The sequence below is a fragment of the Salegentibacter sp. genome, assembly GCF_041642575.1.
GTDB lineage: Bacteria > Bacteroidota > Bacteroidia > Flavobacteriales > Flavobacteriaceae > Salegentibacter.
Window position 1 is genome coordinate 11,475 of sequence record NZ_JBEPWD010000013.1, and the last position, 24,151, is coordinate 35,625.

At 38.6% G+C, this 24,151-nt stretch carries 27 protein-coding genes and 1 riboswitch; of the genes, 20 read left to right on the top strand and 7 right to left on the bottom strand.

The genetic code is table 11. The features are described 5' to 3' along the window. The coding region (locus ACESK1_RS04065) for a class I tRNA ligase family protein (protein ID WP_372918181.1) at positions 1-356 on the bottom strand (356 nt) is incomplete at its 3' end. A gap of 208 nt (positions 357-564) precedes the next feature. Between ACESK1_RS04065 and ACESK1_RS04070 the strand changes: the two genes are divergently transcribed. The 3 genes from ACESK1_RS04070 (at position 565) to murB (ending at position 3,365) form a co-directional block, all read left to right on the top strand. Continuing rightward, positions 565-951 carry a DUF1573 domain-containing protein gene (locus ACESK1_RS04070; RefSeq protein ID WP_372918183.1) on the top strand — a complete coding sequence of 129 codons (387 nt, stop codon included), beginning with the start codon at positions 565-567 and terminating at the stop codon, positions 949-951. Between the two features lie 203 nt (positions 952-1,154). Next, a complete protein-coding gene (locus ACESK1_RS04075) occupies positions 1,155-2,345 on the top strand; it encodes a pyridoxal phosphate-dependent aminotransferase (protein ID WP_372918185.1) in 1,191 nt (396 codons plus the stop codon). Between the two features lie 6 nt (positions 2,346-2,351). Next, a complete protein-coding gene (gene murB / locus ACESK1_RS04080) occupies positions 2,352-3,365 on the top strand; it encodes a UDP-N-acetylmuramate dehydrogenase (protein WP_372918187.1) in 1,014 nt (337 codons plus the stop codon). Positions 3,366-3,463: 98 nt separating this feature from the next. Next, positions 3,464-3,551, top strand: a riboswitch (TPP riboswitch). A 138-nt stretch (positions 3,552-3,689) separates the two neighbouring features. On the opposite strand, the gene ACESK1_RS04085 is transcribed toward murB, so the two are convergent. Beyond that, entirely contained in the window at positions 3,690-4,307 is a 618-nt protein-coding gene (locus tag ACESK1_RS04085; protein ID WP_372918189.1) for a fasciclin domain-containing protein, read from the bottom strand. A gap of 165 nt (positions 4,308-4,472) precedes the next feature. Between ACESK1_RS04085 and ACESK1_RS04090 the strand changes: the two genes are divergently transcribed. The 7 genes from ACESK1_RS04090 to ACESK1_RS04120 all read left to right on the top strand — a co-directional run bounded on the left by ACESK1_RS04090 (position 4,473) and on the right by ACESK1_RS04120 (position 11,545). Further along, entirely contained in the window at positions 4,473-4,679 is a 207-nt protein-coding gene (locus tag ACESK1_RS04090) for a membrane or secreted protein (protein WP_372918191.1), read from the top strand. Positions 4,680-4,691: 12 nt separating this feature from the next. Next, positions 4,692-5,795 carry a glycosyltransferase gene (locus ACESK1_RS04095; RefSeq protein WP_372918193.1) on the top strand — a complete coding sequence of 368 codons (1,104 nt, stop codon included), beginning with the start codon at positions 4,692-4,694 and terminating at the stop codon, positions 5,793-5,795. Further along, entirely contained in the window at positions 5,786-6,358 is a 573-nt protein-coding gene (locus tag ACESK1_RS04100; RefSeq protein WP_372918195.1) for an RNA polymerase sigma factor, read from the top strand. Before ACESK1_RS04095 ends, ACESK1_RS04100 begins: the two co-directional genes overlap by 10 nt. Positions 6,359-6,431: 73 nt before the next feature. Beyond that, entirely contained in the window at positions 6,432-7,310 is an 879-nt protein-coding gene (gene lipA / locus ACESK1_RS04105; RefSeq protein WP_372918197.1) for a lipoyl synthase, read from the top strand. A 13-nt stretch (positions 7,311-7,323) separates the two neighbouring features. Next, the gene (gene gap / locus ACESK1_RS04110) at positions 7,324-8,331 is read left to right on the top strand and encodes a type I glyceraldehyde-3-phosphate dehydrogenase (RefSeq protein WP_372918199.1); all 1,008 of its coding nucleotides are present in this window, start codon (positions 7,324-7,326) and stop codon (positions 8,329-8,331) included. 41 nt (positions 8,332-8,372) lie between these two features. Further along, positions 8,373-10,595: an ATP-binding protein gene (locus tag ACESK1_RS04115; RefSeq protein WP_372918201.1), complete on the top strand. Its 2,223-nt coding sequence runs from the start codon at positions 8,373-8,375 to the stop codon at positions 10,593-10,595. A 134-nt stretch (positions 10,596-10,729) separates the two neighbouring features. Continuing rightward, complete coding sequence (locus ACESK1_RS04120; protein ID WP_372918203.1) at positions 10,730-11,545, top strand: hypothetical protein; 816 nt, start codon at positions 10,730-10,732, stop codon at positions 11,543-11,545. Here the strand turns inward: ACESK1_RS04120 and lpxK are convergent. Further along, entirely contained in the window at positions 11,535-12,551 is a 1,017-nt protein-coding gene (gene lpxK / locus ACESK1_RS04125; protein ID WP_372918205.1) for a tetraacyldisaccharide 4'-kinase, read from the bottom strand. The genes ACESK1_RS04120 and lpxK overlap by 11 nt on opposite strands. 92 nt (positions 12,552-12,643) lie before the next feature. Here lpxK and ACESK1_RS04130 point away from each other — a divergent pair, with 92 nt between their 5' ends. From ACESK1_RS04130 to ACESK1_RS04150, 5 genes are all read left to right on the top strand, one after another. Beyond that, positions 12,644-13,738: a Nif3-like dinuclear metal center hexameric protein gene (locus ACESK1_RS04130; protein ID WP_372918207.1), complete on the top strand. Its 1,095-nt coding sequence runs from the start codon at positions 12,644-12,646 to the stop codon at positions 13,736-13,738. Between the two features lie 3 nt (positions 13,739-13,741). Further along, positions 13,742-14,524, top strand: coding sequence for a zinc ribbon domain-containing protein (locus ACESK1_RS04135; protein ID WP_372918209.1), 783 nt, complete (start codon positions 13,742-13,744; stop codon positions 14,522-14,524). A 142-nt stretch (positions 14,525-14,666) separates the two neighbouring features. Next, positions 14,667-15,260, top strand: a complete 594-nt coding sequence (locus ACESK1_RS04140; RefSeq protein ID WP_372918211.1) for a hypothetical protein — start codon at positions 14,667-14,669, stop codon at positions 15,258-15,260. A gap of 2 nt (positions 15,261-15,262) precedes the next feature. Beyond that, a complete protein-coding gene (gene msrA, locus ACESK1_RS04145; protein WP_372918213.1) occupies positions 15,263-15,925 on the top strand; it encodes a peptide-methionine (S)-S-oxide reductase MsrA in 663 nt (220 codons plus the stop codon). A gap of 110 nt (positions 15,926-16,035) precedes the next feature. Beyond that, positions 16,036-17,526: a potassium/proton antiporter gene (locus ACESK1_RS04150; RefSeq protein WP_372918215.1), complete on the top strand. Its 1,491-nt coding sequence runs from the start codon at positions 16,036-16,038 to the stop codon at positions 17,524-17,526. Here the strand turns inward: ACESK1_RS04150 and ACESK1_RS04155 are convergent. After that, positions 17,523-18,872, bottom strand: a complete 1,350-nt coding sequence (locus ACESK1_RS04155; RefSeq protein WP_372918217.1) for an FAD-dependent oxidoreductase — start codon at positions 18,870-18,872, stop codon at positions 17,523-17,525. The two genes, ACESK1_RS04150 and ACESK1_RS04155, sit on opposite strands and share 4 nt — an antisense overlap. A 197-nt stretch (positions 18,873-19,069) precedes the next feature. On the opposite strand from ACESK1_RS04155, the gene ACESK1_RS04160 reads away from it, so the two are divergent. The 4 genes from ACESK1_RS04160 (at position 19,070) to ACESK1_RS04175 (ending at position 20,602) form a co-directional block, all read left to right on the top strand. After that, a complete protein-coding gene (locus tag ACESK1_RS04160) occupies positions 19,070-19,315 on the top strand; it encodes a hypothetical protein (protein ID WP_372918219.1) in 246 nt (81 codons plus the stop codon). A gap of 123 nt (positions 19,316-19,438) precedes the next feature. Then, a complete protein-coding gene (locus ACESK1_RS04165; RefSeq protein ID WP_372918221.1) occupies positions 19,439-19,576 on the top strand; it encodes a lmo0937 family membrane protein in 138 nt (45 codons plus the stop codon). 106 nt (positions 19,577-19,682) lie between these two features. Continuing rightward, entirely contained in the window at positions 19,683-19,838 is a 156-nt protein-coding gene (locus ACESK1_RS04170) for a lmo0937 family membrane protein (protein WP_106197114.1), read from the top strand. 92 nt (positions 19,839-19,930) lie between these two features. Further along, positions 19,931-20,602 (top strand): hypothetical protein, encoded by a 672-nt coding sequence (locus ACESK1_RS04175; protein ID WP_372918223.1) that lies wholly within the window; start codon positions 19,931-19,933, stop codon positions 20,600-20,602. Here the strand turns inward: ACESK1_RS04175 and ACESK1_RS04180 are convergent. Further along, positions 20,599-21,522: a serine hydrolase gene (locus ACESK1_RS04180; RefSeq protein WP_372918225.1), complete on the bottom strand. Its 924-nt coding sequence runs from the start codon at positions 21,520-21,522 to the stop codon at positions 20,599-20,601. The two genes, ACESK1_RS04175 and ACESK1_RS04180, sit on opposite strands and share 4 nt — an antisense overlap. A 16-nt stretch (positions 21,523-21,538) precedes the next feature. Then, a complete protein-coding gene (gene kynU, locus ACESK1_RS04185) occupies positions 21,539-22,825 on the bottom strand; it encodes a kynureninase (RefSeq protein ID WP_372918227.1) in 1,287 nt (428 codons plus the stop codon). Positions 22,826-22,954: 129 nt separating this feature from the next. Here kynU and ACESK1_RS04190 point away from each other — a divergent pair, with 129 nt between their 5' ends. Further along, positions 22,955-23,596, top strand: a complete 642-nt coding sequence (locus tag ACESK1_RS04190) for an O-methyltransferase (protein WP_372918229.1) — start codon at positions 22,955-22,957, stop codon at positions 23,594-23,596. On the opposite strand, the gene ACESK1_RS04195 is transcribed toward ACESK1_RS04190, so the two are convergent. Continuing rightward, positions 23,589-24,146: a phosphatase PAP2 family protein gene (locus ACESK1_RS04195; protein WP_372918231.1), complete on the bottom strand. Its 558-nt coding sequence runs from the start codon at positions 24,144-24,146 to the stop codon at positions 23,589-23,591. The genes ACESK1_RS04190 and ACESK1_RS04195 overlap by 8 nt on opposite strands. Between the last annotated feature and the right edge of the window lie 5 nt (positions 24,147-24,151).

Genomic DNA, 24,151 nt, shown 5'->3' on the forward strand with positions numbered 1-24,151 from the left:
TGCGTCCATTCCCAGGCATGTTGTAGAAATTCCTCACGGGTGAGGCTGTTTTTATCAATTCCTTCAGCTTTTAATTTGGCGACTACTTTTGCTTCAGTAGCAATAGAAGCATGATCTGTTCCGGGAACCCAGCAAGCATTAAAACCTTTAAGCCGGGCACGTCTAACCAATACATCCTGAATGGTGTTATTCAGCATATGGCCCATATGTAAAACGCCAGTCACATTTGGAGGTGGAATTACAATGGTATAAGGCTCACGCTGGTCAACTTCAGAATGAAAATACCGATTTTCCATCCAGTATTTATACCATTTTTCCTCTACTTGTTTCGCGTTATATTTGGAAGCTATCGCCATAATTGGTCTGGTTTTTGAAAATAAAGGCAAAAGTAACCATTAGTTAAGGAATTTAAAAGAAGTTGAATTGAATATAATTTTGTGGATAACTCAATTTCAGCTTATCTTTACTATTCCGAAAAAACTAAATTATTATGCCCTTTCCAGGGCTATGTTCAACCAAAGTCTTTAAAAGTTGATACTTACAAAGGCTTCTAAATTATGAGATATGAAGAAGTTAATTGCAATCGCCGTTTTTGTTTTAGCCGGGGTTGGTGTTGCCACCGCTCAGAATACCGCTAAAATGGAATTTAAATCAGAAACTATTGATTATGGCGAAATAAAAAAAGGAAGTGACGGGGTTCGTGTTTTTGAATTCACCAATGTCGGGAACGCACCTTTAGTGATCGAAAATGTTACGTCCAGCTGTGGATGTACAATTCCTAAGAAACCGGAAGAAGCGATTATGCCGGGTGAAACCGGGGAAATTCAAGTTGAATACGACACCAAACGTGTAGGCCCCATTAGGAAAACCGTTACCGTTTATTCTAATGCCGATGTTCCTACCAAGGCTCTAAAGATTAAAGGAAAAGTTATTGACGAAGATAAATCGTAGAATTCTTTTCTGAAAGCTAAAACTCCCGTAAACAGCGGGAGTTTTTTTATTCCCTTTTTAAAAAAATAAACCACAATTAACTTCTTCGCCTACCTTTTTGATTTCACTTTTGAAAATCGTTTTGCTTCTCAAATAATGCTCCCCAACGGACTAACTTTGTGACATTAATTTTGCATTTTTGCATACCAATAAAAACGTAAGTCATGCCGAATATTTCCAATAAGGGTAAAAACATGCCCGAATCTCCTATAAGGAAGCTGGTTCCTTATGCCGAAGCAGCTATCAAAAAAGGTCGTATTATCTATCAATTAAACATTGGCCAGCCCGACATAAAAACTCCTCAGGCTGCGCTTGATGCAGTAAAAACAAATGACATTGAAGTATTGTCTTATAGTCATTCAGCAGGTTTTGAATCATATCGCACTAAATTGGCTGCTTATTATAAGAGAAATGATATCCCGGTAAACGCAGATGAGATCATCGTAACTACAGGAGGTTCAGAAGCTTTGATGTTTGCCATGGGAAGCATTACCGACCCGGGAGACGAAGTAATTATCCCTGAACCATTTTACGCCAATTACAATGGTTTTGCTACTGCTTCAGGAGTAAATATTGTACCTATTAAAAGCTCCATAGAGAACAATTTCGCTTTACCTCCCATATCAGATTTTGAAGCTCTGATTAGCGACAAAACCAAAGCAATTATACTTTGTAATCCGGGGAATCCTACCGGTTATTTATATACTAAGGAAGAAATCGAGCAACTCGCAGAAATTGCACTAAAACACGATCTTTTTATCGTAGCCGATGAGGTGTACCGGGAATTTGCTTACGATGGTGTAAAACATCACTCCATCATGAGCATTCCTAAGCTTGCGCAGAACGCCATTATGGTAGATTCTGTTTCCAAGCGTTATAGTATGTGCGGCGCCAGGATAGGTTGCCTTGTTTCGAAAAATCAAGAGGTGATGAAAACAGCCATGAAATTTGCACAGGCTCGTCTTAGCCCTCCAACCTTTGCCCAGATTGCCAGTGAAGCAGCATTAGATACTCCCCAGGAATATTTTGACGAGGTTATCGAAGAATATACCAGCAGAAGAAATTTATTAATAGAAGGCCTTGAAAAAATAGAAGGCGTTAAAGTAGCAAAACCAAAGGGAGCCTTTTACTGTATCGCAGAACTTCCGATAGAAAATGCCGACGTTTTTGCGCAATGGTTACTCGAAGAATTTGAAATGAATAATGAAACGATCATGGTAGCTCCTGCCGCAGGTTTCTATTCAACACCAAATACCGGACTTAACCAGGTTCGCATAGCTTATGTATTGAAAAAAGAAAATTTGATAAGAGCTATTGAAATTTTGGGGGCCGCCTTGAAGCAATACAATAAGTAAATTGATATGCAGGTTTCTGAAAACATCTCTTTAAAGGCGTATAATACTTTCGGCATAGACGTAAAAGCAAGGAAGTTTATTTCAGTTTCCTCTTCTGAAGAATTAAAGAAGGTGCTTCAGCAAACCTATTCATCAGAATTATTTATCCTGGGTGGGGGCAGTAATATGTTGCTTACCCGGGATATAAACAAAACCGTGCTTCACATAGGATTAACGGGAAAGCGTATTATTTTTGAAACTGAAGACGAGGTAGTAGTTGAAGCCAGTGCAGGGGAAAACTGGCATCAATTTGTACTGTGGACTCTAAAACAGGATTTTGGCGGTTTGGAAAATCTCTCCCTTATTCCCGGCAATGTTGGCACAGCTCCAATTCAGAATATTGGTGCTTACGGAGTGGAACTGAAAGACGTTTTTGATTCCTGCACCGCAATCCAAGTTCAAACTCTGGAAGAAAAGAATTTTAAGTCTGAGGATTGCAAGTTCGGATATAGAAATTCCGTTTTTAAACAAAGTCTGAAAGGGGAATATATTATTACTTCAGTAAGATTTAGATTAAGCAAAAAGAATCATGAATTACGTACCGGTTATGGAGCAATTAACAGCTGGTTAGCCAGTCAAAAGATAAATAAACCGGGAATAAAGGATGTTTCTAATGCTGTAATCGATATTCGCCAAGCAAAATTACCAGATCCACGCGTGCTTGGGAACAGTGGAAGTTTTTTCAAGAATCCGGTGATAGAGAAGAGTGAATATTTAAAACTAAAAGAGACCTATCCCGAAATTCCTTGTTACCCTATGGGGAAAAATATAGTAAAAGTGCCGGCTGGTTGGTTGATTGATAAGGCAGGATTAAAAGGCTATCGTAGAGGTGATGCCGGAGTACATAAAAACCAGGCGCTTGTTCTTGTAAATTATGGAGAGGCTACGGGAGAAGAATTATTGGACTTGTCCAGGGAGATCCAAAATAAAATACACACGGAATTCGGCATTAACCTGGAACCTGAAGTGAATATTTTTTAGGTATATTATAAGAAAACATTTAACATCTCTTACACTTAAATTCCTGATTTTTAAGATTTAATTATTAATGTTTCCCTTTATAATAATTTATCTTTACTATATCAATATCGGGGTGCTTAGGCTGAGATTATACCCGCATAACCTGATCTGGATAATCCCAGTGTAGGAAATATTGAATCTAGCGAGGCTAAACGCCTTATTAGAGGAGCTTCATTTTCTTTACAGAAAATGAAGCTTTTTTTTTACTTTGTTTTAAAGGCATAAAAAAACCCGCCATAATTTTTATAGCGGGTTTTTTGAGATTATTGTTTGGTATTAAATAGCTTAAGATTTTCTCATCACCACTCCATCAATTTGATGGATCACCCCGTTAGAGGCTTCTATATTGGTTCTGGTTATCCTGGCGGTATTACCATTTTCATCCTTAAGCAGGATATCGTCCCCGCTTTTCATTGCAGTTAGTTCGGCGCCACTAAGTGTAGTTAAAGTGTACTCTCCATTACCCTCGTCAATTCTTTCAGAAAGTTCTTCGGCAGTGATCTCATCTTCTACAACATGATATTTAAGCACATCGCCTAGTTCTTGCCTGTGTGAATCGCTCATTAATGTATCGAGAGTGGCTTGATCTACTTTCTCGAAAGCTGCATTAGTGGGTGCAAAAACCGTATAAGGCCCCTTTTCTTCTGTAAAAGTTTGGGAAAGTTCTGCGTTTTGCATAGCACTAGCCAGTGAACTGAGGGAATCCTCCTCCATGGTTTTAGCCGCTATACTATTGGCTTCCCATTCCATACGTTCCTCTTCTTCCTCTAGTTCGGCAGCTCTTTCAGCTTCCTCTCTTTCTATCCTTTCTTTTTCTTTTTCTGCATTTTTCTTACCATCCTCACACGAAGTAAGGACAAAAATTCCCACAAATAGTATAACTACAAGTTTTGTGATTTTCATAATTTAGTTTTTTAGTTATCAACTTGCAAATATAGCCCGCAACATTAAGATTATTAGGATATTACGCATAATCTTTAGTTAAATAGTGTAAACCTTTTCCTAATGTGGATTAGAATTTTACCAGTCCTCTTTTTATTGTTATTTTTGCAAAAGAAATTTATCATCATGAAATTATTTATAATAAGTATCATATTACTAGCCCTTGCATTTGCAGGCTTAGCTATAAAAATCTGGAGTAAAAAGGACGGTAAATTTGCCGGAACCTGTGCCAGTCAGAGTCCATATTTAAATAAAGATGGAGATTCATGTAGTTTTTGTGGAAAGATGCCCGAAGAGATGGGTAATTGCAGTACTGATAAAGGAGGAAAATAGACCATAACCTAAATGGCCCTAACTTTACTCACTCTATTTTTACTTTTCAGTTTAATCAACTTCATTTTTTTCCTGGCCTTTTTCTCGTTCGCTAACGCCAGAAAGCAGGAATCTTTAGAAACTGATTTACCGGTTTCAGTAGTGATTTGTGCCAAAAATGAAGCTGAGAACTTAAAGAATTTTCTTCCAATTATTCTGGAACAGGATTACTCCGATTTTGAAGTGGTGGTGATTAATGATGCTTCCACCGATAATACCCTGGAAGTTATTGAGAATTTTCAAAAGATAGACGGCCGGGTTCAAATTGTCAATGTTCAGAATAACGAAGCTTTTTGGGCGAATAAGAAATACGCCCTTACTCTGGGCATTAAAAAAGCAAAGAATTCTCACCTCTTATTTACTGACGCCGACTGTGCTCCCCAGTCTAAGAAATGGATCTCGGGAATGGCACAGCATTTCAGCAAGGACAAAAGTATTATCCTAGGCTACGGAGGTTATTTCAAACACAAAAATTCTCTTCTGAATAAATTAATTCGGTTTGAAACCTTGCTCACAGCAATTCAGTATTTCTCTTATGCCAGGCTAGGCAGCCCCTATATGGGTGTAGGCCGGAATCTTGCTTACACTTCAGAAGAATTTTACGCTCAAAAGGGTTTTGCCAGTCATTTACACCTGCGTTCGGGAGATGATGATCTTTTTGTTAATGAAGCTGCCACTTCTACCAATACTGCTATTTGCTTTCAAAAGGAAGGCATAACCCGAAGTGTTCCCAAAACAACCTTTAAAGAATGGTTTCAGCAAAAACGAAGACACGCTTCTATTGCAGGGCAATACAAACAGCAACATAAATTATTGCTCGGCTTGTTCTATAGTTCGAGATTATTATTCTGGCTTTTATTCATAATACTTTTAATTATGCAGGTTTACCCTGTGACTTTACTTTCAGTTTTGGGTATCGTTCTCATCACAGAATTTCTTATTTACTATAAATCTGCCCGTAAACTTGGGGAAACAGATGTGGTTTGGTTATTTCCGTTTTTAGAAGTATTTTTAATCTTTTCGCAACTGAGCATTTTTATCGCTAATATTTTCTCAAAACCTAAACATTGGAAATAAACCGGGAGGAGCTGCTTACCAGGATTAAAGCTGCAAAAAATGGGAGCCAGTCCGCCTTTAATTATTTGCTTGATAAATTCTGGAATGATGTGTACGGTTTTCAGCTTAAAAAAACCAGAGACGAGTATGAAGCTGAAGACATCACTATTCAAACTTTTTCCAAAGCTTTCAACAAAATCCATACTTTTGACGAGAATTATTCATTCAGCACCTGGCTTATAGCTATTTCAAAAAATATTCAAGTGGATCTCTTCAGAAAAAAGAACGCTTCCATTAGGTCTAAAATGACTTCAGAAAATGTAATTAAAGTGAAGAGTATCGCTGATGAAACTCCCACAATTGAAGACAAACTCATAAAGGAACAGCATCTTGCGCAGCTGCTCACCGATATCAAGCAGCTTAAGCCGCATTATCAAGAGGTGATAAATCTTAGATATTTTCAGGAGAAATCATACAAGGAAATCGCTGAGAGCCTTGATGAACCCATGAATAATGTAAAGGTTAAACTCCTAAGAGCCAAGAAGCTTTTGGCCGAAATTATAGAAAACAGAAACAAACTGTAAGCATTTCCAAGAAAGGCTGTCCAATTTATGCAGTTAAACAGATTATTGTATCTTTGAACAATTGAATTTTGCTATGAGTACAGAGACGATTTCCCCTAAAGAAACCAGGAAAACTGCCAAGCCAAAATGGTTAAGAGTAAAGTTGCCCACCGGTAAAAAATACACCGAATTACGTAACCTTGTTGATAAGTATGATTTGCATACCATTTGCACATCAGGAAGCTGCCCTAACATGGGCGAATGCTGGAGTGAAGGTACGGCCACTTTCATGATTCTGGGGAATATATGTACCCGCTCTTGCGGATTTTGCGGGGTGAAAACCGGAAGACCGGAGACAGTAGATTGGGACGAACCTGAAAAAGTGGCCCGTTCTATTAAACTCATGAAAGTTAAGCATGCGGTTATAACCAGCGTAGATCGGGATGATCTTAAAGATATGGGATCTATTCTATGGGCAGAAACCATTAAAGCGATTAGGAGAATGAATCCTGAAACTACCATGGAAACTCTTATTCCAGATTTTCAGGGAAATGAAAGAAATATAGACCGAATAATTGAAGTTGCTCCTGAAGTTGTTTCCCATAATATGGAAACCGTAAAGCGTTTAACCCGTGAGGTTAGAATTCAGGCAAAATACGAACGAAGCCTGGAAGTTCTACGTTATCTCAAACAACAAGGGATAAACCGAACAAAATCGGGGATTATGCTTGGTCTTGGAGAACAGGAAGACGAAGTAATTCAAACACTCCACGATTTGAAAGAAGTAGGAGTTGATGTTGTTACTATTGGCCAATATCTTCAGCCAAGTAAAAAACATCTACCGGTTAAGCAGTTTGTGACTCCTGACCAATTTAGAAAATACGAAGCTATTGGACTGGATCTCGGTTTCCGCCATGTTGAAAGCAGCGCTTTGGTACGCTCCTCTTATAAAGCACAAAAACATATAAACTAAGTAAGAGCTTTTTATGGCGGCAAAAATTAATATAGCCATTAATGGTTTTGGCCGCATAGGACGTAACCTATTCAGATTATTAATTGGACACGAAAATATTCGGGTGGTTGCAATTAATGATATTTCAGATGCTCCTACTCTCATTCATTTACTGAAATACGACAGTATTCACGGGGTTCTAAAAAATAAAGTGAAAACTGTTGAAGGGGGATTCAGTATAGACGGAACCTCCGTAAAACTGCTGAACAAATCTCATCCAAAGGAGTTAAACTGGCATGATTATAAAGTGGATTATGTAATTGAATCCTCCGGAAAGTTTAAAACATCTGAAGATCTGCAGCACCATTTAAAAGAAGGTGTAAAAAAAGTGATCCTTTCAGTTCCTCCCCAAGATGAAAAGATCAAAATGGTAGTTCTAGGCGTGAATGAACATATTTTGGATGGTTCAGAGAGAATAATTTCCAACGCTTCCTGCACTACCAATAATGCTGCCCCAATGCTCAAAATTATCCATGATAATTTCGGGGTTGAACAGGCATACATCACAACGGTTCATTCTTACACCACCGACCAAAGCCTGCATGATAAGCCACACCGTGATCTCAGACGAAGCAGGGCTGCAGCACAATCAATAATTCCAACAACAACAGGGGCGGCTAAGGCTTTAACCCATATTTTCCCAGATCTGAGTAAGGTAATTGGAGGTTGTGGAATTCGGGTTCCTGTGCCAAACGGTTCTTTAACCGATATGACGCTGAATATAAAAAAGCATACATCTATTGAAGAAGTGAACAGGCTTTTCAAAAAAGCATCGGTTTCTAATCTGACAGGTATCTTAAGTTATACGGAAGATCCAATAGTCTCCATAGATATTCAGGGCAACTCTCATTCCTGTATTTTTGATGCCCAAATGACTTCGGTGATTGACGGAAAATTGGTAAAACTAATCGGTTGGTATGACAATGAGATTGGTTATTCAAGCCGTCTTATCGATTTAATTTCAGTTGTTAATGAATATTAGCTATATTTAACAACTAATTTGCTGGAAGCCAACCACCCCAAATGATGAACTTTACGCATACATGGGTATTTTTTATTCTGTTTACACTAACTTTATCAGCTCAAGAAGTTGAAAAAGTTGAGGAGATTACTACCCAAATTCAGGATCATCTTTCTGAGGCTGAAGCTTCAATAAATGTTCTGGATTTCGATGATGCCATGCATCATTTGAATACTTCCCTGGAATTTTCGAAAGCAGTAGATAACAAAAAATATATCGCTCTTACCAGTAGTATACTTGCGAAGTTATATTATATCAGGCATGAATATAGCCGTGCTACAATTGAATTAAACCGGGCTATTTCAATTCAAAGAGAAATTAATGATGATATGGGATTGGCTTATAGCTATATAACCTATGCCAAAATCCTCAATTCAGAAAAGAAAGGAAACCGGGCCCACAGATATCTAGATCTCGCTGAAAGTCTATCGGATAAAAATAACAATACCGAGTATTTTGGGATTATCAATCTAAATCGCGGAATCGTTAACTTTAATCTTGATGACAATCCTCGACTGGCTCTGTCAAATCTTAACAAGGCAGAGGAATATTTAAAAAACGACGAAGATCCGGACTTATACGAAATCGCCCGGCTCCATTACTACCGGGGAAGAACCTATGCTGGTTTAAATAATTTTGATTCGGCCTTAGCCGACCTGGAGAAAGCCCGGGAACTTGGAATAAATCAGGGATTCAACGGGGTGTTAATGAATTCAAACAAAATGCTTAGTCGGGTACATGAATCAATAGGCAACCCCACCCAGGCTCTTGAATTTCTTAAGCTGAGCTATGAGATTAATGATTCGATCTATAGCATGAATAAAGAGGCGTTAGCGGTAGATGCTACCACCAGGTATGGAGTAGATGCGATGAAAAGCAGTCTCAATGAGCTGGCCCTTCAAAATGCGGAACAGGAGCGATCCTTAAAAGTAAATAAACTAACTACGATTTTGAGTGTTGCCTTAATCACTATTCTCTCCTTACTCACCCTTTCTCTTTATAAAAACAATAATTTAAGAGCCAGAGCAAACGAGCTACTTCAGAAGAAAAATATCGAACTCACCAAAGCCAAGGAAAATGCTGAAAAAGCTTCTCTTGCTAAGGCACAGTTCCTCTCCACCATTACTCACGAGCTTCGTACTCCATTATATGCGGTAACAGGATTAACCCATTTATTACTGGAAGAAAGTCCTACAGAAAATCAAAAAGAACACTTAAACTCCCTGAAATTTTCTGGTGAGTACCTGTTGTCTCTTATCAATAATATTTTGGACCTCAACAAACTTGAAGCTAACAAGGTTGAAATTATGGAAGCCAGTTTCAATCTGGAAAAAAGAATTTCTGATGTGCTTATCGCGCTTAAAAATTCTGCCGATGATAAGAAAACAAAAATTCACTTCGAATTCGATAAGAAGATTCCAAATAAATTAAAAGGCGATCCTCTCAAGATTTCCCAGATCTTAATAAATCTTATTGGTAATTCCATCAAATTCACAGAAAATGGGGACATCTGGATTAATGTCAGAAAGACAAAAGAAGACGGCCCTTTTATATGGTTGTTTTTTGAAATAAAGGATAATGGCGAGGGAATCACCAAAGAAAAGCAAATGGCTATTTTTGAGAATTTCACACAGGGTTCTACCGAAATAAACCGAAAATTTGGTGGCACCGGGCTGGGGCTATCAATTGTAAAGAATCTTCTAACCCTGTTGGGTAGCGAAATTAACCTGGAAAGTGAACTCGGAAAAGGCTCCTGTTTTTCATTTGAATTAAAATTTGAATCCGTAGAGCGCCCAAGACCTGACCTTCCCAAACTGGAAACCGATAAAGAAATTGCAGATATAATGAAGGGTAAAAAGATTCTTGTGGTGGAGGATAACAAGATCAACCAAATGATCACCCGGAAAATACTCGAGAAGAACGGCACAATTTGCGATGTAGCAGATAATGGCACCGATGCAATTGATAAGGTCAGATTAGAAAATTTTGACCTGATTCTTATGGATATCCACATGCCTGGAATTAGCGGAATTGAAGCAACAGCAGAGATTAGAAAATTCAACGAGATGATCCCGATTATAGCGCTAACCGCGGTTACCTTAGATGAAAACCTTGATGAATTCTACGCTAATGGTTTTAGTGATATCATTCCGAAACCATACAAGACTGAGGAATTCTATAATAAGATTAACAATCATTTATCATTAAGAGAATCAACAGTTTAGAGATTTGGCACAGCCTTTGTAAAATATTGGGCTAGTAAAATTATATATCGCAGATTACAATATATATAGTTTGAATTAGCCTAAAAGAAATGAGGTGCCTGCGCACCTCATTTTTTATTTAAAAAAGTTTTTGAATGCAATCAAAAATCACTTTGGTCATATTTTTCCTTTCGTGTTCAGTTTTGTCATATAACACGGTTTGGAGCCAGGAAAGAAAAAAGGGATCTGAAATTTATGAGCAAGTAAGAGAGCTGGAACCTGGGGAAAGAGAAAGAGTTATTTTAAAAGAACTTCTTTCAGGGAACTTTCCCGAATTTCTGTTGGGCTGGCAAAAGATCACCACGAGACAAAAAGACGCTTCAGGGAATTCAAGAAAATTGAGTTTATTCGTTTCTCCAGATTACGTTTCAGTAGGGAATAAGAAGGATTATTTCATTATTCCGTTAAGACCCAATATTGCTCAAAAATTTGCTGATAAACATAATGCGTCTCTCCCAACGCCTAAAGTTTCTGACTTGATCTACCAGCACGCCCGGTTAAAATTAGAGCCTTTCAATTACATTCCCCGTGGCACTAGAAATGAAAGCACAGATATCTTCTACGACCATTCCAGAGTAATTCAGGCTCAAATGAAAGCTTCAGGATTTCCACCAGGCACTTTTATCGCCGGGACCAAAAAAGACATGGTGATTTCTACTAAACTAACCGATCCCACCCGACCCCGACATGTGAGCATTTACGGTTGGCATAAATTAAATGGCAAGCCTATCCAACCTTTGTATAATGGGCATATTAACACTTACGTAGATTACAGCCACGGCGCAAGACTTATTTCAAACAGAGTGCTTATAGACGGAGATGAGTTTAATTACCGCGAAATTTTAAAGGATGAAAATCTTTACAAATTATTGAGCGATGAAGATCAACCTCTGGAAAAATCTACTTATTAAGCCTGGCCGGGCTTACAAAATTCAATATCTCTTCCAGGAATTCCATTTCCCTATTTAAAAAAGCAACTTCAATAGGAAGATAGAATAATTTTTCATTTGGAATTTCACCCTGTAGCCTCATATAATCTTTTTCTGTGGTAAGGATTAGATTTTCCTTTTGCAATTCTGCAATCTCTGTGTTACTGAAATTATGGTGATCCCGAAATGCCTTATGCCTGAAATTCAGATTTTTCTTTTTTAAATGTTCAATTAATGGTGCTGGATTGGCAATACCGGTAACAAGCGTAAACCGGTCCTTTCTTAAATCTTCCAGTTTCATCTTTTTTTCTACTGAAACCACCTCTTCAGAATAGCTTATAGAAGTAAAAAACAACTCCTGGTAATTACGCAATTCAAGTTTAGTCCTTATGCGATCCTGTTCGTCTTTAGTAAGATTAGGTGGGCACTTTGTTACAACGATTAAATCTGCACGTTCAGCACCGAATTCAGGTTCCCTTAAATTTCCTGTTGGTAGCATAAAATCATCACGGTACAGATCGCCATAGGCAGTGAGTAGAATATTGAATCCCGCTTTCACCTTTCTATGCTGAAAGGCGTCGTCAAGCAGAATGATTTCCGGATTTTCATTCAATAAATGGGATATACCATTCTGCCTGCTGGCATCAACCGCCACCAAAGCCTGTGGGAATTTCCTCCTGAATTGAAGAGGTTCGTCCCCTACTTCGGAAGCCGTTTCGGTCCCTTTTAAAAGCTGATATCCCCTCGTCTTGCGTTTATAACCACGGCTAAGACTGGCAACCCGGTATTCTTTTCCCAAAACATTCAGTAGGTATTCTATCATTGGTGATTTTCCTGTACCACCAGTATTGAGGTTTCCTACACAAATAATTGGTAAATCGTAAGATTTGGATTTCAGAATTCCACTATCGTAGAAAAAATTTCGAATAAGCATTACAAATCCGTACAATAGAGAAAAAGGCAGGAGTAATTTTCTCAAAATTTCCATGGGGCGAACTATAATATTTATATTTGAACTTAGGCTAACTTAAAACTAAAATAACAAAAGCAGGCTTCTGCTTTTAATATAAAACAAATAAAATGCAGATTCAGGAAGTTATTGATATTCTGGAAGATTTTGCTCCTACCTCTTACGCCGAAGATTTTGATAATGTAGGTCTCTTGGTGGGAAACCCTTCCACCCAGGTAAAAGGCGCGATCATCACCCTAGATACGCTGGAAGAAGTAGTAGATGAAGCCATTGCTAAAAATTGCAATCTCATCATTAGTTTTCATCCTATTATTTTCTCAGGCTTAAAAAAACTCAACGGAAAAAATTACGTGGAACGCACCGTACTTAAAGCCATAAAAAATGATATCGCAATCTATGCAATTCATACCGCGCTAGACAATCAACATAAAGGTGTAAATGATATGATCTGTGAAAAACTGGGATTAACAAAAAGGAAAATCCTCATCCCTAGAACTCAGAGCATAAAAAAACTCACCACTTTTGTTCCGAATAAGAATGCAGATGAAGTACGCAAAGCTCTGTTTGATGCAGGCGCGGGAAGCATTGGGAATTATGACAACTGCAGTTTTAACCTAAAAGGTTCAGGGAGTTTTAAGCCTAATGACGATGCTAATCCGGTGATCGGTCAAAAAGGAGAGGTACACTTTGAAGAGGAGACACAAATAGGCCTCACCTTCCCTGCACATCTTAAAGTAAAGATCCTAAAAGCACTTTTCTCCAGCCATCCTTACGAAGAAGTTGCATACGAGATAACCACCTTAGATAATTCTAATCAGCATTTGGGTATGGGAATGATAGGTGAGCTTGAGAAAGAAGTGGATGAAACAACTTTTTTACAGGAGGTGAAAAGAATATTCAATTCGGGATGTATCCGGCATTCAGAATTACGACAAAAACCTGTAAAAAAAGTTGCCGTTTTGGGCGGCAGTGGAAGTTTTGCTATCGAAAATGCCAAACGCGCCGGGGCCGATGTTTATATTACGGCCGATCTCAAATATCATGATTTCTATAAAGCTGAGAAAAAGCTGGTGTTGGCGGATATAGGCCACTACGAAAGCGAGCAATACACAAAAAATCTGCTACATTCTTATTTGACAAAAAAAATTAGTAATTTTGCACTTATTTTAGCAGAGACAAATACCAATCCTATCAAGTATATTTAAACTATGGCAAAGAAAAACGAAGTTACTGTAGAAGAGAAGTTAAGAGCATTGTACGATCTTCAACTGGTGGATTCAAGAATTGATGAAATCAGGAACGTACGTGGCGAGCTTCCCTTAGAAGTTGAAGATTTGGAAGATGAAGTAGCTGGATTAAATACTCGTTTAGAAAAACATGATGCCGATATTGAGGTTATAGAAAATGATATTAAAAGCAAGAAAAACCAGATAGACGAGTCTAAAGCCACCATTAAAAAATATTCTGAGCAGCAAAAGAATGTACGAAACAACCGTGAATTCAATGCGCTTTCCAAGGAAGTTGAATTCCAGGAACTGGAAATAGAGTTGGCAGAAAAACACATTAAAGAATACAAAGCTCAAATCGAGCAGAAGAAAGAGGTGATCGAACAAACAAGAGAACGTTTGGAAGAAAGAAAAAAACACCTTGAGCATAAAAAGAGTGAACTTGACGAGATCCTTGCCGAAACCGAAAAGGAAGAACAAGCCCTTATCAAGAAGTCTGCAGAATTTGAAAAGAATATCGAGGAGCGTCTTGTAAAAGCTTATAAAAGAATCAGAACTAATGTAAAGAATGGATTAGCTGTAGTTCCTGTTGAGCGTGGAGCATCAGGAGGTTCGTACTTCACTATTCCACCACAGGTAATCATGGAAATCGCCGGACGTAAAAAGATCATTACCGATGAACATAGCGGGCGAATTCTTGTTGATGAGGAGCTGGCTAAAGAAGAACAAGAAAAGATGACAAATCTATTTACCAAGGTAAGTTAGAGATTAAATCAAATATTATAGAAAGCCCCAAATCTAATGGTTTGGGGCTTTTTTATTAGCGTGTGTTTAAGCATTGATTAACAAGTATTTCACATTAATACATCATTTTAATTCTAACTTTAGATGCTCAAAACCTACCTAAATGAAAAATTTTCTATTAATATTCAGTTTCGTTTTTCTACTGGTTTCCTGTAAAAATCAGGAGGAAAATAATGAAGTTGAAGATATCCGTTTAACAGAACAGGAAATGGATTCCTATGAAAACCCAAATTCCAGGTCGCAATCATCTGTAAGCAATGAAGATGAAGAAAGAGAACCAATTGAAAACTCTGATAATGCTGAAACTGGGGATTATGAAACAGAAACCACTAGGATTAGCAATGACAGATATGTTAAGGTCGGCGAGAGTGATCCAGATTGCAGCTGCTATTGCATAGATGTAGTCACTTCGGGACAGTCTGAACTTTGCCTCAAGGACGATGAAATGTATATTAATGCGAGATTCTCTCAAAGTGGAAATACAACCCTGGTATATTATATTGAACCTTCAGCCAAAAACACCAATGAAGATATTCCCTGGGAAGATTTTGATACAAATACACCAATCGCGGAAATCACTCCAACTGCCGAAGGGATGGAATTGGACTGGAAAGGATTTTCTATTGACGGCGAGTTGGCCGTAGATTACGCCATTTACGGGAAGAAGACTTTAGAAGGTGCCTACAAAAAACAATGAAAATGAAACAGTATATTTTAAGTATTCTTATGGTTTTTCTCTTCTCTTGTGGAAATAATGCACAGGAAAGATCGGTTACCAAACCTGAAATAGCCAATGCAGAACCAGTAGAAGTACCGGCCGAAAACGGATTAGAAAAAGCCTACTTCGCCAGCGGATGTTTTTGGTGTGTAGAAGCCATCTATGAAAGCATTGAGGGTGTGGAAGAGGCTGTTTCAGGTTATTCAGGTGGCCATACCAAAAACCCAACCTATGAATCAAGCAATACCGGAAGAACCGGCCACGCTGAAGCTGTAGAAGTTATTTACGATCCTGATGTGGTAAGTTTCAAAACACTTGTGGAAGTCTATTTTGGTTCGCAAGATCCCACCCAGGTTAACGGCCAGGGCCCGGATCAAGGTTCCCAATATCGCTCGATCATATTTTTTCAGAATGAAAAACAAAAGGAAATAATAGAAGAGGTTAAAGCAAAAGTAGCCGAAAATTACGATAAACCAATTGCGGCTGAGGTGTTACCGTTTCAGAAATTCTGGGTAGCAGAAGACTACCACCAGAATTATGAAAAGAATAATCCCAACAACCCTTATATTCAAAAAGTATCGATCCCGAGACTAAATAGATTCAAGGAAAAATTCCCGGATATTCTTAAGGAAAATGAACACTGATTTTTTAAAATCGCTCAAAAGAAATGGCAGCCAGACAGCTGCCTTTTTTATTGAATAAGATTTATTCCTGCCTCCAAAAAATGTATTTTTAGCGACAAATTTCAGTGTAGATGAATATCACCATAGAAAATGTACTCCTTATTGGTTCCTTGTTATTATTTATAAGTATTCTGGCAGGGAAAACCTCTTATCGTTTTGGAGTACCAACTTTGGTGCTTTTCCTGGCGGTTGGTATATTGGCCGGATCTGAAGGTATCGGGAAAATTAATTTTAATGATCCCGGCCTCGCACAGTTTATAGGAATCGTTTCTTTAAATTTTATACTTTTTTCCGGGGGATTGGACACCAACTGGAAAAGCATTCAGCCGGTTCTCTGGCAAGGAATTTCTCTTTCAACACTAGGGGTGCTCTTTACTGCCTTAGGCCTGGGAACTTTTGTATGGGCAATCACAGATTTTAGTATTTATGAAGCTTTGCTATTGGGAGCCATCGTTTCTTCTACCGATGCTGCAGCGGTATTTTCTATTCTAAGATCGAAAAACCTGGCCTTAAAGTCGAAGCTTAGGCCCACTCTGGAGCTTGAGAGCGGTAGTAACGACCCTATGGCATATTTCCTCACCATTGCTTTCTTAAGTCTTGTATTAAGTCCCGAAAAGAGTGTTTGGAGCGTAATACCCTTTTTCCTTCAGCAAATACTTATAGGAGCCGCAATGGGTTTCTTAATGGGAAAAATCAGCAAGATCATTATTAATAAGATCAGACTCGATTTTGAAGGCCTTTATCCGGTATTGGCAATTGCGTTAATGTTTATAGTGTTTTCAGCAACCGATGTCCTTGGCGGAAATGGCTTCCTGGCCGTTTACCTAAGTGGAGTATACCTGGGGAACCACAGCATAATTCACAAAAAGACAATTATGCGAATGTTTGACGGATTGGCCTGGCTAATGCAAATTGTATTGTTCCTTACCCTTGGGCTTTTAGTTTATCCTTCACAGGTTCTACCTATTGTAGGTATTGGTATCCTTATTTCCGGTTTTTTAATATTTATCGCCCGTCCACTTGGGGTTATGCTAAGTCTCTCATTCTTTAAAATGAAAATGCGCCGGCGATGGTATATTTCATGGGTAGGTCTTAGAGGTGCGGTTCCTATCGTTTTTGCAACTTATCCTCTAATTGCCGGTATTGAAAAGGCTAATATGATCTTTAATATTGTATTTTTTGTATCCTTGTCCTCAGTTTTATTACAGGGAACAACTTTATCCCTGGTCGCGAAATGGTTGCATGTAGCCTTACCCATGAAGGTGAAACCAAAATCCCCCGTAGATACTTTCCTTGCAGATGGCGCCAAATCCCTGCTAAACGAAATAAGCATCCCTGAGTATAATCATTCAATCGGAAAAAGGATAGTGCAATTAAAGTTTCCGCGGAAGGCTATAATCGCTATGATCTCCAGGGGTGATAAGTTTATTACGCCAAATGGAAACACGATTATTGAACCAAATGATATTTTAATCGTACTTACAGAAGACAAAGAAACACTGAATGGAGTTTATGAAAGTCTGAAATTACCTCCAAAATTAAAGGAAGAGGAAGAAGTCTAGTTTTTGTTCTTTACGATCTCCAGAATTTTATCTTCCACCGCCTGAGAATCCCATTTTTTCTCTATTTCGGGTAGTTCCATTACCTCATCCATGACACTTCGCTGCCAATCTCCTATCGCTAAGGCTTCAGTATAAGGTTTATCTGAAAAGGTAACTCGGGAATACATAGGAATCCAAAGTTCAGGATACTTTTCCCCAAAACGCTTTTCGATCTTTTTCCGAAGCATAAATTCCGGATTTGCAGTTTTACTGCTCATCTCAAGAAAATTACGGTAGCTCAGTTCTGCGATAGCATCAGTATTTGGTTTGCGCTCCTGCTGGTATTCGCTGAAAATCTGTTCCCAGTTATCTCCATATTTCCTGATCTTTTGAAAAAGCACCGTAATATCTTCAAAACCGGCATTCATCCCCTGTCCGTAGAAAGGAACAATTGCATGCGCCGAATCTCCTACCAGAGCTACTTTATCCCCATACGTCCATGGAAAACATTTTATGGTTACCATAGCGCTGGTGGGATTTTTAAAGAAATCTCTTTTCAGGTTTGAAATGTCGTCCTTGATATCGGAAAAGTGAGTTTCAAAAAAATCATCTGCCTTGGCCTGATTGGATATGCTTTCAAACGAAATTTCTCCTTCAAAGGGCAAAAAGAGGGTGCAGGTAAAACTTCCATCCAGGTTAGGCATGGCGATAAGCATAAATTCCCCTCGGGGCCAAATATGGAAGGATGCTTTGTCAAGTTTGTGACTGCCATCGGGATTTGGAGGAATGGTGAGCTCTTTATAACCCACATCTACAAAATGCTGGGAATAGTTAAAGCGACTTTGGCGCTGCATTTTATGACGTACCCGGGAGAAAGCTCCATCAGCTCCAAAAATGAGATCGTATTGATACTCCTTCCATTCACTCTTTTCTGATTCACCGGTATATAAGCGTGCGTTCGCAAGATCAATATCCCACACCTTTTCTTCAAATCTAAATTTCACTCCTTCTGCTTCGGCAAGATCTATCATTTTACGGTTAAGGACTCCCCGGGATATAGAATAAATAGCTTCACCCTTTTTTCCATAGGGCTGAAAATAAAGTGGCTGATCAGGCACATGTAGGGCTCTTTTGTCCAGTGGTAGAGCTATTCTTTTTATTTCTTCATCTATTCCTGCTTCCCGTAATGCTTTCCATCCACGGTTAGACATCGCCAGGTTTATTGATCTGCCCGAAAATTCTACATTTCTAATATCTGGGCGCCGGTCGAAAACCTCAACTTTATGACCGCCCTTTTGAAGATAAAGTGCAAGAAGTGAGCCCACAAGGCCTGAGCCAACGACGGCTATTTTTTTTGGAGTCTGCATAAATACTTATGAAAAGTGAACTGAAAGTCACCGGTTCGTTTACGAAAATACTTATTTATTGAAACCTAAAGCTTGTTTTGATCCAAATACCGGGAAATCTGCTAATATTTTTATAAAAAAACCTAAAGCAGGGTTAAGGACCTAATAGGTAGAAAGAGAAAAGTCTAAATTTAAACAATAATCAAATCGAAAAAACAATGGATGAGCAAAAACTGGAACAGATGCGTTCTGTTCTTAACAAATTAGAAGACATCAAAAATTCCCAGGAAAGTATAATTGATAAGGTCAATCATGTGATTACAGACCTTTTTCAGCATCCAGATAAGGACCTGGAAAAAGTGATGGAAGAAGCACACCAAAAGGCTTCAGATAATGTAGATGCCGTAAGAGAAGCTATCGAAGATTATGAAATGAAAATCAATAAAATGGAATCCCAGGGCTAAATATTAATTCCCTTATTTTTTAACAATTAGGTTAAACACTCGTTAAATGAAACTGCGCAGTACTTATGATATTGTAATTTAGTCCTACTAACTAAACCTAATAATAGAAATGAGAGATCTAATTTGGCTTATTATAGTAATTCTTATGTCGCCTGGCTGATAGGTTACATAGGATTTGGAGAAGCAGTAGGAAATCTAATTCACATCCTGCTTATTCTTGCGATAATAGGGCATTTTTATACCCTCTTGCTACGGGTATAAATCCATAATTAGCTCATTACCAATCAGTTTATAAAAATAAATTAAAATCATTATCTTTAATCCAATCAATTAACCAACGCAACTAAGTTGCCTAAAAACCACTATTATGAGAGATTTAATTTGGCTAATCGTAGTACTATTAGTAATCGGATGGCTGATAGGGTATTTTGCCTTTCCTGATTTAGGAAGCATTATCCATATCCTTATCGTTATCGCTGTTATCTTAATTTTGTATAAGCTGCTAACCGGTCGCCGATTATAATAAACGATCACAAAATTTGTATAGATACCCTTTGAGATGTTCCTCAAAGGGTATTTTATTTTCTGCTATCTTTATGCTCAAAGATCCTTTATATGAAAAAATTTATACTATTACTATCTATCCTTAGCTTTCTGGGCTGCAAAAATGAGCAAAGTGAGAATACAACCGAATCTTTGGAGAACGAGGAAAAAACCAAAGCCAGAGAAATAGCAGAGGCACATGGGTTAGAAAATTTTGAAGATGTGAACGAAATTAAATTCACCTTTAATGTTAGAGTAGGAGACTCAGTTAGGACAAGCAGAAATTGGACCTGGACGACCAAAACTGACGAAATTAGGCTTACCGAAGGCGATATAAGTCGTACTTACGTTCAGGATGACAGCATTGCTGAAGATGAAAAAGAATTAGATCAGAAATTCATCAATGATTCCTACTGGCTATTATTCCCTTTTCAACTCGTGTGGAGCGATGCTGAAATTTCTGAAGAAAAGACAGCTGAAGCCCCCATTAGTAAAGAAGAGATGAAAAGTATTCTTGTGTCATATTCTTCAGAAGGCGGATACACTCCGGGAGACAGTTATGAAATCTTTTACGAAGATGATCTTATCCTCAAAGAATGGATCTACAGATCGGCCGATGGCAGTAGAGAATCGCCCACCACCTGGGAAGATTACGGGGAATATAATGGTCTAAAGATCGCCAGGTCTCATAAATCGCCGGATGGCAGCTTCGAGTTGTTCTTCAGCGATATTGAGGTAAATTAATAGCGCAGACCTCTAACAAGTTGGCTGGAATTTTTCGCTGGTTTCCATTGGCTTTCGGGCTCAAAATAATTCCATAGCATTGCCGAAATCTCTCGCTGCAGTTCCCAGGCTTCATTTCCATAATCCCAGGAGGTATCCTCGTTATTTTTAGTAGCGATATAAAACACATAATCCCCGGAAGGAGCATTTACCATCACGGCTTCAGAACGGGATTTATCGACCATTCCTTGTTTAGCCGCTGTTTGAATATAAGGTGGGATCTGAGAGAGCGCATAATCGGTGTAAAAAGAATTACTAAGCATCCGGTACATTTCATCGCTTGCGGCATCGCTAACCAATTCCCTGTTTCTGATCTTCACTAACAAAGTGGCCATTTCCCGGGGCGTAGTTTGTCCCCAGCCGTATTTCTCCCAAATTTTTTCCCGGCCCTCGGTTCTTGAATTTACCCTGGTATGTTCCATCCCTAACTCCGCCATGAGGGGATTTATCATTTCTCCTCCTCCTGCAAGTTCCTGGCTCCAGATGGAAGTAACGTTATCGCTATAGGTGATCATCAATGCGGCGAGCGTGCGTAAATCTGTCTTAGTTGAATCCTTATAGAATTGCATTAAGCCGGAACCTCCATAGGTACGGGAATCTCTGTATAAAAGAGTATCGTTAAGCCTTAGTTCACCTTTTTCGATCTTATCAAACAAACCAATGAGAATTGGAATTTTCACAATACTGGCCGTAGGAAATATAGTATCAGCATTTACCCCGGCCTCTTTTCCGGATTCCAGATTATAGACATAAACCCCGGCGATGCCTTTAAAATCTTTGGTGAACTCCTGCAGTTTCAATTGAAGTTCCTCATCGATATTCCTGTCCTGAGCAGATACAAATCCATAAAACAAGAAGAAAATGATGGCGATCTTTTTCATTGCTATAAATTTAAAATTATGAGGAACTCTTTTGGAGAATTCCCTGTTTGAGAATTTGACCAAATCTAAACATATCTTCAAATGAACAGTAGAAAGGAGCCGGAGCAAGTCTTATCACATTGGGTTCCCGCCAGTCTGTAATCACTCCGTTTTCCATCAGGTAAGTAAATAACCCCCTTCCTTCCCCATGGAGAAAAACCGAAAGTTGTGTACCGCGCTCTTCCTGATTTGAAGGCGTAATAATTTCAAAACTACTCTCAACTTCCTTATCAATTTCATGCAAAATGAATTCGAGGTAAGCTACAATCTTATTACGCTTTTCTATCAGTGCGGGCATACCAACCTCATCAAACATTTCCAGGGAAGCGAGATAAGGCGCTAAGGCTAAAACCGGAGCATTGCTGATTTGCCAGGCATGAGCACCATTTTCGGGCTGAAAATCTGGTTCCATTAAAAACCGTCGGTCCTTTTTATGACCCCACCAACCTTCAAATCGGGGAATATCTTTTATCCCGTGATGTTTTTCATTTATAAAACAACCCGAAGCATTTCCGGGACCACTATTCATATATTTATAGCTACACCAGGCTGCGAAATCAACCTTCCAATCACTAAGATTTAATTCTATATTTCCGGCGGCATGAGCGAGATCCCAGCCAACAAACGCTCCAACATGGTGGCCAGCTTTTGTAATAGTTTCCATATCCAGCACCTGCCCGGTATAATAATTCACCCCACCAATAAGCACAAGAGCGCACTCCTCACCTACCTCGGCGATCTTTGCCTTGATATCTTCTGTTCTGAAATTATGTTCCCCATCCCTTCTTTTAATTTGAACAATAGCATCTGCAGGATCAAAACCATGGAAACGTACCTGACTGGTGATCATATACTGGTCGCTGGGAAAAGCTTTTTCCTCACAAATAATTTTATAGCGTTTTCCTGAAGGCCGGTAAAAAGAAACCATAAGCAAATGAAGATTTACCGTTAAGGTATTCATTACGGTCACTTCAGAAGGTTTTGCTCCAACAATTTTCGCTAATTTTTCTGAAAAACGCTCGTGATAATCCCACCAGGGCTTTTCAGCATAAAAATGACCTTCCACAGCGAGATTAGCCCAGTCAGTCATAATTTCATCGACATATTTTTTTGCTGAACGCGGCTGCAGCCCCAGAGAATTTCCGGTAAAATAAATTACACCCTCTCCTTTATGTTGCGGAAAAATAAATTGATCTCTATATACGGCTAACTCATCCTGTTTATCGAGCTCCCGGGCGAACTCCAGGCTATTTTTAAATTGCATGCTGGTGGTTTGATTAATTTCAGTAAAAATACAATTTAAGCTGAAGTTTCATAATATTAGACTTTAGCCGCTGACTTATTTTCTTCAGATTCCCTTTATCTTTGTATACAGAAATCATCAATTAAGATTATGCATTTTCTTCCAGAGGCTATAGATGAATACATCGTTAAACATTCGGCTAAAGAGCCCGATTTATTAGCAAAGCTTAATAGAGAAACAAATCAGAAAGTTTTGCGGCCAAGAATGCTAAGCGGGCATTATCAGGGTAGAGTTTTAAGTTTATTATCAAAGATGAAACATCCCCAAACTATCCTGGAAATTGGCACCTATACGGGTTATTCGGCGCTTTGCCTTGCAGAAGGTTTGGCAAAGGACGGAACTCTTCACACCATAGATATCGATGAAGAATTGTATGATTTTCAGAAGAAATATTTTGATGCATCAACATATAAAGATCAGATATATCAATACCTGGGCGATGCCCTGGACATAATCCCCACGATAGAAGCGAAATTTGATCTTGTATTTATCGATGCCGACAAACCGAACTATCCCGCATATTTCAGGCTGATAATCGAAAAAATGAGTCCCGGTGGAATAATTCTTTCAGACAATGTTTTATGGAGTGGAAAGGTAATAGAAACCTTAAATAAGGACGACGAATCTACCAAAGCGCTTCTGGAATACAATAATCTTTTAGCGGAAGACGATCGCGTGGAAACAGTTATTCTGCCAATAAGGGATGGCCTGACGCTCAGCAGAGTTAAATAAACCTTCTACCAGATCTATTATAAAGCCAATAAAAGATAAAGGCAAAAATTAATCCTACCAGAGCTCCAACCAGCAAATCGCTGGGGTAATGCACACCAACATATACCCGGCTCATAATAAAAAGTAAGGGCCAAATATATACAGCATAGATCCAGGGATATTTATCCTTTAAACTAAGTACTACAAAGGTGGCGGCCACCATAGAAGAGGAAGCATGGCCCGAAAAGAAACTATAATTGGTTGGTTCCTGCAGAACCCTTATTAGGTCTACCAGCTCAGGGTTATTATTGGGTCTTAACCGAACCAGCATAACCTTTACCGCATTGGTAAACCCCCATGTTGTAAGAAATGAAGCAAGTAAAAACAGGGAAGAAAAACTGGCTTTTTTCCAGTGAAAAGCGAGGAAATACAGCAGAAATAAAAAAATATAAAAAGGAATCCAGTTTTCTATCCGGGTAACAAAGATCCAAAAAAAATCATAGGATTCAATGCCCAGACTATTAAGATAAACAAATAATTCCCGGTCCCATTGTTTAAGCTGTTCATACATTTCAA

Coding starts and splice junctions, on each gene's coding strand:
- kynU (WP_372918227.1), bottom strand. CDS start 22,825: ATGCAATTTAAAAATAGCCTGGAGTTCGCCCGGGAGCTCGATAAACAG.
- ACESK1_RS04170 (WP_106197114.1), top strand. CDS start 19,683: ATGAGAGATTTAATTTGGCTAATCGTAGTACTATTAGTAATCGGATGG.
- ACESK1_RS04120 (WP_372918203.1), top strand. CDS start 10,730: ATGCAATCAAAAATCACTTTGGTCATATTTTTCCTTTCGTGTTCAGTT.
- ACESK1_RS04085 (WP_372918189.1), bottom strand. CDS start 4,307: ATGAAAATCACAAAACTTGTAGTTATACTATTTGTGGGAATTTTTGTC.
- ACESK1_RS04150 (WP_372918215.1), top strand. CDS start 16,036: ATGAATATCACCATAGAAAATGTACTCCTTATTGGTTCCTTGTTATTA.
- ACESK1_RS04135 (WP_372918209.1), top strand. CDS start 13,742: ATGGCAAAGAAAAACGAAGTTACTGTAGAAGAGAAGTTAAGAGCATTG.
- msrA (WP_372918213.1), top strand. CDS start 15,263: ATGAAACAGTATATTTTAAGTATTCTTATGGTTTTTCTCTTCTCTTGT.
- ACESK1_RS04175 (WP_372918223.1), top strand. CDS start 19,931: ATGAAAAAATTTATACTATTACTATCTATCCTTAGCTTTCTGGGCTGC.
- ACESK1_RS04160 (WP_372918219.1), top strand. CDS start 19,070: ATGGATGAGCAAAAACTGGAACAGATGCGTTCTGTTCTTAACAAATTA.
- murB (WP_372918187.1), top strand. CDS start 2,352: ATGCAGGTTTCTGAAAACATCTCTTTAAAGGCGTATAATACTTTCGGC.
- ACESK1_RS04115 (WP_372918201.1), top strand. CDS start 8,373: ATGATGAACTTTACGCATACATGGGTATTTTTTATTCTGTTTACACTA.
- ACESK1_RS04195 (WP_372918231.1), bottom strand. CDS start 24,146: ATGTATGAACAGCTTAAACAATGGGACCGGGAATTATTTGTTTATCTT.
- ACESK1_RS04140 (WP_372918211.1), top strand. CDS start 14,667: ATGAAAAATTTTCTATTAATATTCAGTTTCGTTTTTCTACTGGTTTCC.
- ACESK1_RS04190 (WP_372918229.1), top strand. CDS start 22,955: ATGCATTTTCTTCCAGAGGCTATAGATGAATACATCGTTAAACATTCG.
- ACESK1_RS04130 (WP_372918207.1), top strand. CDS start 12,644: ATGCAGATTCAGGAAGTTATTGATATTCTGGAAGATTTTGCTCCTACC.
- ACESK1_RS04070 (WP_372918183.1), top strand. CDS start 565: ATGAAGAAGTTAATTGCAATCGCCGTTTTTGTTTTAGCCGGGGTTGGT.
- ACESK1_RS04075 (WP_372918185.1), top strand. CDS start 1,155: ATGCCGAATATTTCCAATAAGGGTAAAAACATGCCCGAATCTCCTATA.
- ACESK1_RS04155 (WP_372918217.1), bottom strand. CDS start 18,872: ATGCAGACTCCAAAAAAAATAGCCGTCGTTGGCTCAGGCCTTGTGGGC.
- gap (WP_372918199.1), top strand. CDS start 7,324: ATGGCGGCAAAAATTAATATAGCCATTAATGGTTTTGGCCGCATAGGA.
- lipA (WP_372918197.1), top strand. CDS start 6,432: ATGAGTACAGAGACGATTTCCCCTAAAGAAACCAGGAAAACTGCCAAG.
- ACESK1_RS04095 (WP_372918193.1), top strand. CDS start 4,692: ATGGCCCTAACTTTACTCACTCTATTTTTACTTTTCAGTTTAATCAAC.
- ACESK1_RS04180 (WP_372918225.1), bottom strand. CDS start 21,522: ATGAAAAAGATCGCCATCATTTTCTTCTTGTTTTATGGATTTGTATCT.
- lpxK (WP_372918205.1), bottom strand. CDS start 12,551: ATGGAAATTTTGAGAAAATTACTCCTGCCTTTTTCTCTATTGTACGGA.
- ACESK1_RS04090 (WP_372918191.1), top strand. CDS start 4,473: ATGAAATTATTTATAATAAGTATCATATTACTAGCCCTTGCATTTGCA.